General features: G+C 64.4%; 16 protein-coding genes. 8 read left to right on the forward strand and 8 right to left on the reverse strand.

Annotation, left to right across the window (positions count from 1 at the left end):
* Window positions 1-30 precede the first annotated feature (30 nt).
* The 3 genes from C7I55_RS22755 (at window position 31) to C7I55_RS22765 (ending at window position 2,597) form a co-directional block, all read left to right on the forward strand.
* A complete protein-coding gene (locus C7I55_RS22755; protein ID WP_106515329.1) occupies window positions 31-1,347 on the forward strand; it encodes a dicarboxylate/amino acid:cation symporter in 1,317 nt (438 codons plus the stop codon).
* The gene (locus C7I55_RS22760) at window positions 1,347-2,000 is read left to right on the forward strand and encodes a LysE family translocator (RefSeq protein WP_106515330.1); all 654 of its coding nucleotides are present in this window, start codon (window positions 1,347-1,349) and stop codon (window positions 1,998-2,000) included. The genes C7I55_RS22755 and C7I55_RS22760 overlap by 1 nt, the downstream gene beginning before the upstream one ends.
* Window positions 2,001-2,174: 174 nt before the next feature.
* Window positions 2,175-2,597: a DUF2306 domain-containing protein gene (locus C7I55_RS22765; protein ID WP_106515429.1), complete on the forward strand. Its 423-nt coding sequence runs from the start codon at window positions 2,175-2,177 to the stop codon at window positions 2,595-2,597.
* Between the two features lie 54 nt (window positions 2,598-2,651).
* Here the strand turns inward: C7I55_RS22765 and C7I55_RS22770 are convergent, their stop codons facing one another.
* From C7I55_RS22770 to C7I55_RS22790, 5 genes are all read right to left on the reverse strand, one after another.
* Window positions 2,652-2,930 (reverse strand): hypothetical protein, encoded by a 279-nt coding sequence (locus C7I55_RS22770; protein ID WP_146151118.1) that lies wholly within the window; start codon window positions 2,928-2,930, stop codon window positions 2,652-2,654.
* Window positions 2,931-2,946: 16 nt separating this feature from the next.
* Window positions 2,947-3,222: a hypothetical protein gene (locus C7I55_RS22775; protein WP_106515332.1), complete on the reverse strand. Its 276-nt coding sequence runs from the start codon at window positions 3,220-3,222 to the stop codon at window positions 2,947-2,949.
* Between the two features lie 163 nt (window positions 3,223-3,385).
* Complete coding sequence (locus tag C7I55_RS22780; RefSeq protein ID WP_199193027.1) at window positions 3,386-4,636, reverse strand: M24 family metallopeptidase; 1,251 nt, start codon at window positions 4,634-4,636, stop codon at window positions 3,386-3,388.
* Window positions 4,629-5,252: a glutathione S-transferase family protein gene (locus tag C7I55_RS22785; RefSeq protein ID WP_106515334.1), complete on the reverse strand. Its 624-nt coding sequence runs from the start codon at window positions 5,250-5,252 to the stop codon at window positions 4,629-4,631. Before C7I55_RS22785 ends, C7I55_RS22780 begins: the two co-directional genes overlap by 8 nt.
* Window positions 5,253-5,276: 24 nt before the next feature.
* A complete protein-coding gene (locus tag C7I55_RS22790; protein ID WP_106515335.1) occupies window positions 5,277-6,116 on the reverse strand; it encodes an agmatinase family protein in 840 nt (279 codons plus the stop codon).
* 187 nt (window positions 6,117-6,303) lie between these two features.
* On the opposite strand from C7I55_RS22790, the gene C7I55_RS22795 reads away from it, so the two are divergent.
* Window positions 6,304-6,507, forward strand: coding sequence for a hypothetical protein (locus tag C7I55_RS22795; RefSeq protein ID WP_106515336.1), 204 nt, complete (start codon window positions 6,304-6,306; stop codon window positions 6,505-6,507).
* A 334-nt stretch (window positions 6,508-6,841) separates the two neighbouring features.
* Window positions 6,842-9,226 carry a TonB-dependent receptor gene (locus C7I55_RS22800; RefSeq protein ID WP_158266545.1) on the forward strand — a complete coding sequence of 795 codons (2,385 nt, stop codon included), beginning with the start codon at window positions 6,842-6,844 and terminating at the stop codon, window positions 9,224-9,226.
* A gap of 218 nt (window positions 9,227-9,444) precedes the next feature.
* On the opposite strand, the gene C7I55_RS22805 is transcribed toward C7I55_RS22800, so the two are convergent.
* The 3 genes from C7I55_RS22805 to C7I55_RS22815 all read right to left on the reverse strand — a co-directional run bounded on the left by C7I55_RS22805 (window position 9,445) and on the right by C7I55_RS22815 (window position 11,337).
* The gene (locus C7I55_RS22805; protein WP_106515338.1) at window positions 9,445-9,693 is read right to left on the reverse strand and encodes a glutaredoxin domain-containing protein; all 249 of its coding nucleotides are present in this window, start codon (window positions 9,691-9,693) and stop codon (window positions 9,445-9,447) included.
* A gap of 200 nt (window positions 9,694-9,893) precedes the next feature.
* The gene (locus C7I55_RS22810; protein WP_106515339.1) at window positions 9,894-10,481 is read right to left on the reverse strand and encodes a PRC-barrel domain-containing protein; all 588 of its coding nucleotides are present in this window, start codon (window positions 10,479-10,481) and stop codon (window positions 9,894-9,896) included.
* Window positions 10,482-10,548: 67 nt separating this feature from the next.
* Window positions 10,549-11,337 (reverse strand): DUF2243 domain-containing protein, encoded by a 789-nt coding sequence (locus tag C7I55_RS22815; RefSeq protein WP_199193024.1) that lies wholly within the window; start codon window positions 11,335-11,337, stop codon window positions 10,549-10,551.
* A gap of 263 nt (window positions 11,338-11,600) precedes the next feature.
* On the opposite strand from C7I55_RS22815, the gene C7I55_RS22820 reads away from it, so the two are divergent.
* From C7I55_RS22820 to C7I55_RS22830, 3 genes are all read left to right on the forward strand, one after another.
* Window positions 11,601-11,819 carry a hypothetical protein gene (locus C7I55_RS22820; protein ID WP_106515341.1) on the forward strand — a complete coding sequence of 73 codons (219 nt, stop codon included), beginning with the start codon at window positions 11,601-11,603 and terminating at the stop codon, window positions 11,817-11,819.
* 146 nt (window positions 11,820-11,965) lie between these two features.
* Window positions 11,966-12,796, forward strand: coding sequence for a Crp/Fnr family transcriptional regulator (locus C7I55_RS22825; RefSeq protein WP_158266546.1), 831 nt, complete (start codon window positions 11,966-11,968; stop codon window positions 12,794-12,796).
* A 101-nt stretch (window positions 12,797-12,897) separates the two neighbouring features.
* On the forward strand, window positions 12,898-13,782 hold the full coding sequence (locus C7I55_RS22830; protein WP_106515343.1) for a glycoside hydrolase family 16 protein: 885 nt from the start codon (window positions 12,898-12,900) through the stop codon (window positions 13,780-13,782).
* The last annotated feature ends 78 nt before the right edge of the window (window positions 13,783-13,860 follow it).

Raw genomic sequence — 13,860 nt, forward strand, 5'->3', positions numbered from 1 at the left:
GGCCAGATAATCTTGCCGGGGGAGCCGCGCGTGGCGAAACGCCTTACCTATTTCATCCTCGCCGGCCTGGTGCTCGGCATCGTCGTCGGCTGGTCGCTCAATGCGGGGCTCGGCGGCGGCACTGCAGAGGGCGACGCACAGCTCAAGATGCTGGCCGGCTATATCTCAATTCCGACGACAATCTTTCTCCACCTCATCAAGATGATCATCGCGCCGCTGGTCTTCTCGACCCTCGTCGTCGGCATTGCGCACATGGGCGACACGGCCGCGCTTGGGCGGGTCGGCGCAAAGGCAATCGCCTGGTTCCTCTGCGCCAGCCTCGTCTCGCTGACCCTCGGCCTGCTGCTGGTCACATTCTTCGAGCCCGGCACCGGGCTCAGCCTGCCGCTGCCGCCCGCCGATGCGTCCGCCGGCATCGATCGCTCCGCCTTCGATTTCGCGAAGTTCGTCGCCCACATCTTTCCGGAATCGATGATCGGGGCGATGGCCAGTAACGACATCCTGCAGATCGTCGTCTTCTCCTTGTTCGTCGGTGTGGCGATTACCGCCGTTGGCGAACCGGCGCGGCCGCTGGTCCGCGGCGTCGAGGCACTGGTCAAGGTGATGCTCCAGGTTACCGACTATGTGATGCGTTTCGCCCCGGTCGCGGTGTTCGCCGCGGTGACTGCGACGATCGCACAGCGGGGGCCGGCGATTCTCGGTACCTACGGCTATTTCATGAGCACCTTCTACCTCGGCCTCATGATCCTGTGGGCGCTGCTGATCGGCATCTGCTTCCTGATCGTCGGCAGCCGCACCCGCCTGCTCGTCCGCTACATCCGCGATCCGATCGTGCTCGCTTTCTCCACCGCATCGTCCGAGGCGGCCTTCCCGCGCACGCTGGAAGCGCTCGATCGGTTCGGCGTTCCACCGCGCATCGCCAGCTTCGTGCTGCCGCTCGGTTACTCGTTCAATCTCGACGGCTCGATGATGTACATGACCTTCGCGACGATCTTCATCGCGCAGGCCTACAATATCGATCTGACCTTGGGTCAGGAGATATTGATGCTCCTCACCCTGATGATCACGTCCAAGGGCGTCGCGGGCGTGCCCCGGGCCAGCCTGGTGGTGATCACCGCCACGCTGTCCCAGTTCAACATCCCGGAAGCAGGGCTGCTGCTGATCATCGCCATCGATCACTTCCTCGACATGGGTCGCTCGGCGACCAACGTGGTCGGCAATGCCGTGGCGAGCACGGTGGTGGCGCGCTGGGAAGGTCAACTCGATCCACCCGAGCCTGTCGACATCGAGCCGCCGCACGCGCCGTCGCACCGCCCGACTCCGGCGGTCGGTGAAGAGCCCTTTTGATGCTGGAAATCGGAGGCGTCACCCTGTTGCCGGCCTGGCCGGTTTTCCTGTCGTTCGCGATGGCAGGGCTCGCCCTCAACATCATCCCGGGCGCTGACATGACCTTCGTCGCCACAGCGGCGGCGCACGGCGGCGCACGTCAAGGGACGATCGCTGCACTCGGCATTGGTGCGGGAACGTTCGTCCACATCCTCGCTGCCGTCATCGGCTTGTCGGCAATTCTCGCCTCTTCGGAGACCATCTTCACCCTGCTCAAATGGGTCGGCGCCGCCTATCTCCTCTATATCGCAATCGATTTGTTGCGGGCGCCCCGCACCGAGGCCGGACGAGCGGCGCCTGCAACGCGCGGCTGGCTGCTGTTCCGCTCGGCCGCGCTGGTCAACGTGCTCAACCCCAAGGTTGCGCTCTTCTTCCTCGCCTTCCTGCCGCAATTCGTATCGCCCGAGGCCACCTCACCGGCGCTTCAGATCCTGTTCCTGGGGCTTTGGTTCGATCTTGTCGGGACGCTGGTGAACATTGTCGTCGCCGTCGCTGCGGCCCGGGCGGCGATGCGCCTCAAGACGGTTCCGCTGCTGACGCGTATTGCCCGATGGGCCGCGGCGACGATGCTCGGCGGGCTCGCCATACAGCTTGCGCTCGCGACCCGCCGCTGACGCGGCGGGATTGCGGATAGGTCGAGGCTTGTGGCACGCCACGACGAGCGCGGGGCGGCGCAATGATTGGGGGTTGAATTGGGTACTATTGTCCAGGCGGTCGATGGGAGACCGCGGCCAGCAAGCCTAGCGCCGACCAGTTTGGAACGCGTCCTCGCTGCTCTGGCGATCGTGATGCTTCTGACCGTGACGGTTGCGCTCGTGCGTGGATCCGGCGAGTGGCAGACGCTACCCGGGATCGTGTGGTTTCACATCGGCACGATGCTGCTTGCGCTTGGACTGACTCCCGTGGTCTTGCTGCGCCGCCGTGGCGATCGCTGGCACCGGCGGCTGGGCTATGTGTGGGTGATCGCACTGGTGACCACCGCAATCGCTACCTTCTGGATTCGAATGAGCAATCCGGGTCACCTCGGCCCGATCCACGTCCTCTCGGCCTTCACGATCATCCAGGTACCCCGCATCGTGCTCGCCGCCCGGCGGCACGACGTTGCGGCGCACCGCCGCGGCATCTTGCTGGTCGTCATCGGCGCTTTGCTGATCGCAGGCTTCTTCACCTTCATGCCGAGTCGCTTGCTCGGCGACTGGCTGCTGTCGTGACCTGAGACGCGCCGGGGCCGAAATCTCAGCCTCCAGGCTAGCCTCTTCTCGGCATCAACACCCGGTTCTGTTGCACGGGTTTTTCTGCCGCGCGTTCAACTGCGAATTCTGCACCAGATCGCGCTCGGCACGCCGCTGCTCCGCCCATTGCGCGCGAGTCATGCAGACCCGGCGCACGGCAAGTCTGCTTCCCAGCACTTCCTGCTTTTCGCAGACGACCTGATTGGGATCCTTGGTCGGCTTGACCGACCCGGACTCGGCAAAGGCGGGCATGGCTGCGTGAACCGTGAATCCCGCGACAAGCACCAGTTGCAACCCAGTTCTCATTGCCATCTTACGCCCCTTCCCTCTAGCATCCCTTGACGCTGCATTGTTTCTGCCGGCCATTCAACTGCGAAGCCTGGACGAGATCGCGCTCGGTCCGCCGCTGCTCGGCCCATTGGGCTCGGGTCTGGCAGACCCGGCGTACCGCCAGGCGGCTGCCGAGCACTTCCTGTTTCTCGCAGACCACCTCGTTCATGTCCTTCTTCGCCTTAGCCGCAGGCTGCCCCGGCTCCGCAATCGAAGTGGCACTTGCCAGTCCGGAGACAGTACCAATGAGGAGAAGCGTAGGATTGACGCGCATGACGAACTCTCCACCGCCGGGAAAGACTGAGGGTCAACCCAAATGGCCGGTCAAGCAAGGCCTTTCCCGATGACCCGGGTCCAAGCCCTTGGCCTGAGGCGAAATCGCGCAAGATCCGTTGAACCGCTTCTCCTGCCACGCAGACGGGCAAAGCAGGCCGGGCTCAGCCGAGCGGGCGGTCGATTGATGGTGGCGGCGTGCTGAACCAGCGCGGCCCCTCGGTCGTCATGTAGATGCAGTCTTCGAGACGAATTCCGAACTTGCCGGGCGCATACAGGCCGGGCTCGTTCGAAAAGCACATGCCGGGCTTCAACGCCGTCGTCTCGCCATGGACGAAATTGACCGGCTCGTGACCTTCAAGGCCGATGCCGTGACCGGTGCGATGAGACAGGCCCGGGAGCCGGTAACCCGGGCCGTAGCCCCAGCTCTGATATTGCGCGCGCACCGCATCATCCACGCTCCCCGCAGCCGCACCGATCCGGGCGGCGCGGAAGGCGATCTCCTGGCCCTGGCGCACCTGCGTCCACATCTTCCGCTGCTCGTCGGACGGGGTGCCGAAGACGAAGGTCCGCGAAATGTCGGATTGGTAACCGTGAACGGTGCAGCCGCAGTCCATCAGCACCACTTCGCCCTCGCGGACCTGCTGCGGCTTGCCGCTGCCGTGCGGGTAGGCACTCGCCTCGCCGAGCAGCACCAGCGCGAATTCGGGACTGCCGCCGAGCTGAACAGTCGCTGCGTTCATCATCTTTGAGATGTCGGCAGGGGTCATCCCCTTTTCGATCCCCGGCCAGGTGTGGCGGTAGGCGGCAAGCGTCACGTCCGACGCTTTCTGCATCAGCGCGATCTCGGCAGCGGATTTCACCATCCGGCAGGCGCGTACGACCGGCGCGGCATTCTCGATCCGAACTCCGCCGAGTGCCTTGCCGAGCCCGTCGACGGCGAAATAGCGCACCGTCTCCTCGACCCCGACGGCGCGGTCGGCGACCTTGCGGTCGCGCAGCGCACCGGCGACGACCTCGAACGGATTATCATGCTCGTTCCAGGTCCGAACTTCGGCGGGAATCGACAGGCTCTCGCGGACCGACGGTTCCTCGAAATAGGGGGTGACGATCACCGGCTCGCCGGAGGCAGGAAGAAGCGCAGCGGTCAGCCGCTCGCTGCGACGCCATTGGACGCCTGTGAAATAGTCGAGCGATGCGCCCGGCTCGATCAGGATTGCACCGAGCCCGCGCTCGCGCATAAGGGCCTGCGCTTTCGCAACCCGCTGCAGGCGCTCGGCGGACGTGATTGGAACCGCGTCACCGGTCATCTTCGCAAGCGGTGCGCCGCTGGGAGCAGCGCGCACCGGAAGCGCTGCGAGCCCGGCCGCAGCTAGCGCAGACCCGGCAAAGGCGCGGCGGCTGACATCAGGCATATGCATAAGGACCACCCTTGTTGAGCGCAGCGCCGTAGGCCGGGCGGGCATGGATGCGCTCCAGCCAGTCGATCAGATTGGGTCGGCTGCTGTTGAGCCCGGCACGCGTTCGCGCGGCCTCGAGCGGGAAGCTCATCATCACATCGGCGGCGGTAAATCGCTCGCCGGCGAACCAATCACGTTTCGACAGCTCGGCCTCCAGCCAATCGAGATGGCCCTGGAGAAGTTTCTGGATGAAGGGTCGCGCCGGCCGGCCGAGAAGACCCAGCCTGTTCACCACCAGCATCGCAAATAACGGCGGCATCATCGAACCTTCGGCATAATGCAGAAAGTGCCGATAGCGCAGCACGTCCTCTCGACGCGTCGGCGGCCCGAGCCGTCCGCCTGCCTTCTGGACCAGATATTCGACGATGGCGCCGGTTTCCGCCACCACCAATCCATCGTCATCGATCACCGGAGCCTTGCCGAGCGGGTGAACATCCTTGAGCTCGGCCGGGGCGAGCATCGTCTTCGGATCGCGCTCGTAGCGGCGCACCCGATAATCCAGCCCGAGTTCCTCGATCAGCCACAGGATGCGCTGCGAACGCGAGTTCTGAAGATGGTGCACTGTGATCATCGGCGGCCCTCCAATTCGGTGGCGCTAGGGCCTCCAATCCCCGCCCGCAAGCGGCATGGGGCTTCGTCTGGCAAGCGCAGCAAGCTCCTTGACGAGCTTCGCTGCGAGCGTAGCGGTGACGCCGTTCACGTCTCGTCGCGGATTGAGCTCGACGATGTCGGCCCCGGCGATCGGCCGATCGACCCGGTTCAGAACCGACAAGACGTCACGAACGCTGAGACCGCCGGGTTCGTGATGGGACACTCCGGGCGCGAAGGCGGGATCGAAGCCGTCCAGATCGATGCTGATCCAGAGCGGGCCGGCGGGGATCGGCACCGTCGCCGCATGGAAGTGCCGCATCTCCACGACCTCGACGCCGAAGCGCGCGGCTTGGTCCCGGCAATGGCGATTAAGGGTCCGGATTCCGACCTGCACCAGCTGCCTTGCGAAGCCTCGCTCCATGATCCGGGCGAAGGGTGATGCGTGCGAGAACGGATTACCGGCGAAATCGTCGTAGAGATCGGGATGAGCATCGAAATGAAGGATGTCGATAGCCCCCTTCTCCGATGCGATTCCTTCGACGGCGGGGAAGCTCACCGAATGATCTCCGCCCAGAACGATCGGCACACGCCCTTCGCGAACTGCCAGGGCAACCGCGTCCCGGATCATGTCGTGATCGCCATCGGCCTCCCGCAGCGGCAGGTCACCCGCATCCTCCAGCAGCACATCGAGGCCGATCTCGGTGCCGTCCTCCGCGGCCTGGTTGGCATGATCGGACGCCAAAGCGGTTCTGATCGTCGGGGGACCTTCCGCCGGCCCGCGCAGGAAGGAAGAGTGTCGATCGGTCGGGGCGCCGATCAGGCGCAAGGTTACTGGGTCGTTCATTCCGTCTTCTCATCCTCCTGCCGCGTGGAGGATAGAGGATCCGGCGACGATGCCCAGCCCCGCCGAATGGCGAGGCTAACGCACATCTCGTCGCATCGATCCTCGTCGTTCCGCCGCGCGCCACCACATCCGGTGAAGAACGGCCGCTCCGCGTGAGGGGTCGCGCATGTGACGAAAGGACGATCAGGTGACGAGCCCTGAACCCGACACCGCCTTCCTGCTGAGGCGGGCCGAGGAGGAAGCGATCCTCGCCATCCGCACCGACCAGAGCCCGGCCGCCCCAGCGCATTACGAACTTGCCTTGCTCTATTCCGCGCGAGCGTTGGATGCGCTTGCCGAAGTCCCGATAGGCGAGCGGCCGGAGATTGCCCCACCCCCTCACGCGGCCTGACACCCCGAACCCGTTCTTTGACCGAATCACGCCTGTCGGCAGCCATTGCCGACCTCGCTGCGGCAATGTAGTGTCTTATGACATAACAATGTCGCGACGCCGATCGCGACTTCCAGGGAGTGGCGATGCGGTCGGATACCGACAGGCCCCGCGTGAACTCCGCCGCCGTTCGACCGGCGGCGTCCATCCGGCCGTACGCTCGCGACAGACCTCTTACCGAGCATCACGCTTCGCCCCGCTCCAAAGATGCCGAAGATTACCCACTGACTCGTGTCGACCCGGCGTCGGCGCATCCGGCACGTCCGCCAAGGACGGCCCATCCAGGGAGAATAGCATGAAGGGGAGCTTGAAGCTTGCGCTGCTGGCGTCGATCGCCTGCCCGGCCGGAGCGTGGGCACAGGAGGCACCGGCAGGTCCGCCTGCAGACGCTGCAACGCAGACCGTTGCTACCCCGGTCGGCGATGATTCCGAGATCATCGTCACCGCCCGCCGACGGGCCGAGAATCTTCAGGACGTCCCCATTTCGGTAACCGCCTTCAGCGGCGAAGCCCTGACCGAGCGCAACGTGGATTCGATCGATCAGATCGCCCGCTTCACCCCCAACATCCGCTTCGACACCGCAGCGCAATTGTCGGGAGCGAGCTTCAATCCAACAGTGTTCATCCGCGGCGTCGGATCGAACGACTTCGCGATCTTCACGGATCCCGGCGTCGGCTTCTACATCGACGGAGTCTATTACGCTCGCTCGATCGGCGCCGTGACGGATGCCGTCGACCTGGAGAGCGTCCAGGTTCTGCGCGGCCCCCAGGGCACCCTGTTCGGCCGAAACACGATCGGCGGCGCCGTGATCATCGAGACCGCCAAGCCCCTGCTCGATTCGATCTCCGGCAAGATCGAGGCGATCACCGGCAGCTACGATCGGATCGATCTGCGCGGCGCTATCAACCTGCCTTTGATCCAGGACCGGCTCGCGCTTCGCCTCACGGCCGCGACGCTCAACCGCGAAGGTTATGTGAAGAGATTGTCCGACGGCGAGGACATGGGCAACCGCAACAGCGACATGGTGCGTGCGCAGCTTCGCTGGCAGCCGGTAGCGACCCTGACGATCGATCTTGCCGGCGACTATACGCGATCGCGCGAACATTCGGCGCCCAACGATATCGTCGCCATTGGCCTGCAGCCCGATCTTCCCGCGCGCTACAATCTGGCCGGCGCGCCGTGGCTGGCGCGGTTCAACCAACTGGTCGCGCCGACCCTGCCGATCGTCAATCCGGCGGGTCGCAAGGCACTCGACGGCTCCTGGATCACTGCCGATCCGTACGAAACCTTCGCCGGCGGTCCCAACGTCAACGATCTCGATCTGTGGGGTGTGCAGGCGACGGTCGCGTACGATGCAGCCAAGCAGCTGCAGCTCAAGAGCATCACCGCCTATCGCGACATGCACGCGACCTTCGCGCGCGACGGCGACAACACGCCCTATACGTTTCGCGAGACGTTCAACGACGACAAGGTGTGGCAATTCAGCCAGGAACTGCAGGCCAACGGCAACATCGGTGCAGGCCTGCGCTTCGTCACCGGCCTTTACTATCTGAAGGAGAAAGGCAGGGATTTCGGCCGTGCCGATCTTGCCCTCGGGATATGGCCGCCTCTCGCCGTCACGCCGCCCCTGTCTCCTGCCGTGTTTCTCTACAACTGGATCGATAATGAGAGCTATGCCGCCTATGGCGAAATCGACATCGATCTCGCGCGTCGGCTGACACTGACCCTTGGCGGCCGCTACAATCACGACAGCAAGAAGATCCGCATCGTCAACGTCCGGCAGCGCGACGCGATCAGCCTGATCGGCGGCGACCTGCTCGCACCGCTCAACACGCCCGGCCTGGTCCGCTTCATCGATTCAGACGCCCAGGATATTCCTGACAGCGAGAGCTGGAGCAGCTTCACGCCCCGCGTCATCGTCAAAGCGGACGTTACCGACGACATCAACGTCTACGCCTCCTATTCCCGCGGGTTCAAATCCGGCGGCTTCAACCTGCGTCCGCTCACCGGCCCGGAGGAGGTCAGCGCCTACGATCCGGAGACGCTCACGACCTGGGAATTGGGCGCCAAGACGCGCTGGCTGGATCGCCGGCTGACCCTCAACGCAGCGCTCTGGAAGAGCCGCTACAAGGACATCCAGCTGTCGGTGAACCAGACACCGCTCAACTTCGTCGCCAACGCGACCGGGAAACTCTGGGGGTTTGAGCTCGAAGCCGTCGCGCGGCCCACGTCCTGGCTCGATCTCAACGCGTCCGTCGGACATGTCGACTCACATTATACGGAGATCAGCAATCCGCGCGCGCCCAATCAGGCACTCCCGCTCACGCTCGACGACTCATTCGTCAAGGCGCCACGCTGGACGCTCGCGGCCGGGGCGCAGATCAGCGTTCCCCTCGGCCGCAGCGGCAGTCTCCGGCTGCGCGGCGACGTCACCGATTATAGTCGGATCTACAACGACCTCAGCAACCATCCCTATCTCACGGAGAACGGCTACACCCTGGTCAATCTGCGTCTGACCTGGGCTGACGCCGGCGACAGATATTCCGTTGCCCTGTTCGCCACCAACCTCACCGACGCCCTGTTCATCCAGTCCGGCAATTTCAGCAATGGCTTCGGCCTTGCCGAGGTAAGTTACGGCAGGCCGCGCGAGTGGGGCCTGTCGGGGAGTGTCCGCTTCTAACGTGCCTCGGGGCCCTGCCAGCCGCTAGTTTGAACTGACCGGCGATCAGATCTCGGTGACATCCACAGCTTCAAGACCGTCGACCGACGCCGCGCCGAAGAAGTCGATACCCGATCCGGCAGGATCTCGGCAGGGTCAAGTGGCTCGAGCACACCAGAAGCCACCCCTATGCGCGTGCGGCGGCGAAAGCTCCGCCGCCGTACTTTCGAGGTTCCATCTCAGCGATCGGCCAGATAGGCTTCCAGATCGTCGGCGCCGCCGACGCGTTCGCCGCCGATGAACACCACCGGCGTGGTCGCAACGCCCTGCTCCTCCTTGAAGGCGTCGACCTCGTCGCGCGAGCTCAGCACGCGATCATCCACCTCGAAGCCGTTCTGCTCGAGCATCTGCTTGGCGCGGACACCGAACGGGCACGTATGGTCCGGAAGCACCATCCGGTAGAGCGTCGCGTTTTGTTCTTCGGCCATTTCATGTCTCCTTTTGCCGTGGCATCATGGCACAGCGTAACTGGACGTGGAGGGTTCCGGACAGTTCGGCATTTCAGGTCCGTTCCCGGCTCAAGCATGGACCTCGCCCTGATTGTCGACCTCGATCAGCCGAGCACGGGGAAGATCCAGGTGCTGGAGGCGCCGCTGCAGGAGGTAGTCAGTTCGATGCGGTGACCGGCTCAGGACAATGTGGCGACGGGCGGTCGTGCCGGCCAGTCGGTTGGTTGAATCGGATCCAGATTCTGCAGATCGGCCTGGCTCAGATCCGCACTGATGCCGGACGGCCTTGCGGAGACCTTCGTCCAGGGAACGGCGCGGAGACTCTCTCCCACTCCTCCCACGCCCCCGCTGCTGACGACCAGATAGCTTATCCGCCCGTCCTCGCAGCTTGCCATCGCATCGACGCTGGTGCCGATCGTCTCTCCGGAGGCGCCCGACACGGATGCTGCGGTCAACATCGAGATCGGGAACAAGGTCGGACCGTCGCGCCGCTCGCTCTTCTCTGCCGCCGCCTGCGCGCCGTCGTCGAAGCGGGCGCGGCGGCCGAGCCAGCGCCACACGCCGACCAGGTTGACCACGGTGAGGAACACGTTCTGCCAGAGGAGATTGGGCTGGTTGGTGGCCATCGCATAAGCGGTCCAACACACCGAGCCGACGGTGAAGATGACGAATCCCCAACCGGTCACCCGGGCGCCGAGATTGGCCGCGGTGACGCAGGCCGCGAGCATCGTCGCGATCGGCGCGGCCCAGCCGGCTATGTCTTCCATGTTCGGGATGCTCCGCCGTTCGTTGGAGCAGTGGCAACAGTGACTGGCGCGAACAGTTCCGTCGGCGTCAGCTGGTGAGCGATGCTGCGCACCCGGCAAGCGCAGGCGAGCGGGTCACGAACAATGCACCGGCACGGTATAGCCGGGCCTCTACGCCAGGTCTTTCCACCGCGACCGCCATCATGCGGCCGTCCGGCTGGGCCCACAATATTCGCGTACCGGACTGCTGGGCGGCATTTAGGGCCGTGGCGGCTGTGGTGCCGGGCGCGAACAGCACCAGGGCGCTTTTGGAGTTGGGCTGCGGCAGCGCGGCGATCGGTGCGGCGACGATAGCCAGGAGCGCGAGCGTTGCCGCCGCCCCTGCCCCGCCAGTCCCGCGGCCATTCCCGCCGTCTGGCTCGGCCCTGCGACGCAACAGCCACGCCACCACGAGCGGGACCAATCCGAACGCTGCCAGCCAGCCGACGTCGTAAAGCATCGGATCGGGCACATCGACGCGAATACGGTGGATACCGAGGATCCAGTGGAAGAAGCCGACATCGACGAGGTTCCAGATCCCGAACCCGAGAAGGCCGCCGCCCGCCACCAGCCGCCAGTCGACGGCGCTCGCGAAGGCATGCCGCCGACGCCACAGCATCCACAACCCCACGGCGGTGACGATATACATCAGCACGTGGAACAGGCCGTCGGCGAGGATCTGCGTGCCGAGATCGCGAAACGCCTCTCCCGGCACCAGACTGAGCAGATGATGCCATTGCAGCACCTGGTGCAGCAGAATGCCGTCGAAAAAGCCGCCGAGCCCCACTCCGATCACGGCAGTAGCGACCATAAGCGAGCGGCGATGCTGTACGTCCACGTGGCGCTTCCCCAAAGCCTTCGATGGACAGCGAAACACGTCGGCGCAGAGGCGGTTGCGGGAAGACGTGCTGGGCTAATCTGGGTCAATGAGAATCCATGTCGACTGCGGCTCGGCAGTTGCATTCCGGAGCCCTCATTGTTTGCTCCGGGGCGCGAGTAAGAGCTTCACGAAGAGCGCCAAGACGGTGTTCGATGAACTTCGCGCGCGGCCGGTTCGTTTGGGAAGAACCGGGTCCAATCATCAGGCAGGCAGGAGCAATCATGGACGACAGCAAGATCGACGAGGCCGGCAGCGAGAGCGCCCGCGGCGGGCCACTCGCCTCGACGGAGACCCACACCGAAAGCGGCGCGCCGACCGACAAGGCGCATCTCGAAGCAGGAGACGGGACCTTGACCGGATCGATTCCGGCGGGCCTCAGCGTCGAGGAACTGCAGGCGATCGCCGACGACGACCAAAGCGTCGAAAGCGGCACCGGCTAAGCGGCGCACATCCACGATCTCGATCCGGAGCATCATCGCCACTTGCGATCAGGAGGAGGACCCGGCGCTTTGCGCCGTCACCTTGATCTGGATCAATTCTCCTCATCTTCAGGCCTCAAATGGTGTAAGCTTGCAGGATGGAGGCCATGATGACCAATCCGCTCGCCCTGAAGCTCGAGCAGTTCACGCGGTTCGACGGTGCCGAGCGGGCGCGGCTCGATTTCCTGGCAGCGCAGCCGAGCAAGACTTACGCGCGTGGCGCGACGATCATCGCAGAGGGTGAGAAGGTCGCCAGCATCCACCTCGTTCTCGAAGGCCTCGCCGCCCGCGCGAAGACGCTGCCCGATGGCGGCCGGCAGATCATGGCGTTCCTTGTTCCCGGCGACCTGTGCGATGTCGAAGTGTTCGTGCTGGAGGCAATGGACCACGATATCGTCGCAATTGCCGACACGACCTGCGCCCTCATTCCCGCCGCGATGATCGAGGATATGCTGACTGAGAGCTCGAAGCTCACCAAGGCGCTGTGGTGGAGCACGATGACGGACTCCGCCGTTCTGCGCGAGCGGATCATCGATCATGGAAGCCGCAACGCGCGCGAGCGGATCGCGCACATTCTGTGCGAGCTGCTGATCCGCTACCGGATTGTCGGCGTCACCAGCGACGCCTCTTTCCCCTTCCCGCTTACCCAGAAAGAGCTCGTCCAGGCGACCGGCCTCACATCGGTCCATGTCAACCGTGTGCTGCAGCAACTCCGGGCAGAGGGCCTGATCGTCCTCAAGAACAGGGTCGTGACGGTGCTCGATACGCACAGGCTCAAGGCCGCCGGGCAATATGAGGCACGCTATCTCCATCTCACCCGGACCGAGCGACGCGACCCGGGCGTGTCGGATCGTGCGGGCGACCTCGTCCCTGCCACGCATCATCGCCTGCTCCAGGACGCCACGCATACGTTGAAGTCGATCCTCGGACGCAATTAGCGGCACGGCTGACAAAGGCCGATCCTCGAAGCTTGCACGGCACTGGCAGGACGTGCGAGAGCAGTGCTTGTGAACGTTCCCAACAAGAGGATGCGATGAGGATGAACTGGAGGATCGGCGCTGCCGTACTGGCTCTATTCGCGAGCAGCGGGGCGGCTGCACAGGTCTCCGCTCGAGATCGGGCGCCCCCCGCAGCGGCGGGCACCCTGGTCTTCGCAGACGAATTCAACGCGGGCGCGCTCGATCGAAGCAAGTGGAACGTCGAGGGCCCCGCATTCTGGGTGAACAACGAACAGCAGGCGTACGTCGATTCCCCGGACACGATCCGCTTCCTCCCTGCAGGTGCGGTGCCCGGCGCGGAGGACGGCGTGCTGGTGTTGCAGCCGCGCTTCCGCGTCGGCTTCAAAGCTTCGGCAAAGCGCAGTGCCGATTTCGTGTCCGGGCGCATCGACACCCGTGGTAAGTTCGAGTTCGCCCATGGCCGTGCCGCTGCACGTATCCGGATGCCCGACGCGGCGGGCGTGTGGCCGGCATTCTGGCTGCTCGGCAACGGCAAATGGCCGGATACGGGCGAAATCGACATCATGGAATATGTCGGCGAAAAGGATTGGATCGGTGTCGCGCTGCACGGTCCCGGCTATTCCGGCGAGACCCTGCTGGTGAACAAATATGTCTTCGACCCCGGTGTCGACGTCACCACATGGCACGTCTATTCCGTCGATTGGTCGGATCGGGAGATCCTGTTCAAGGTCGATGATCGACTTGTCTATAGGGTCACGCGGCCGATGGTGGAGCATTATGGCGCATGGGCTTTCGACAATCCAAAATATCTGATCCTCAACTTCGCATTGGGCGGCGCCTATCCATTCAAGACCAACGGGATCAAGGCGCCCTATGAGGGTCTGCCCGCCGAAACGGTGGACAGGATCAAGGCAGACGACATTGCCATGGAAGTTGATTGGGTGCGGGTCTATCGCAAGGACTAGCGACGCACGACCGGGGCATTGCCTGTCGCCCCGCGCGCGCCACGGATTACACCTTTCCCTGATGCTCTCTGCTCTTCC

Origin of the sequence: Allosphingosinicella deserti (assembly GCF_003012735.1) — a bacterium.
In the GTDB taxonomy this organism is placed as follows: Bacteria; Pseudomonadota; Alphaproteobacteria; order Sphingomonadales; family Sphingomonadaceae; genus Allosphingosinicella; species Allosphingosinicella deserti.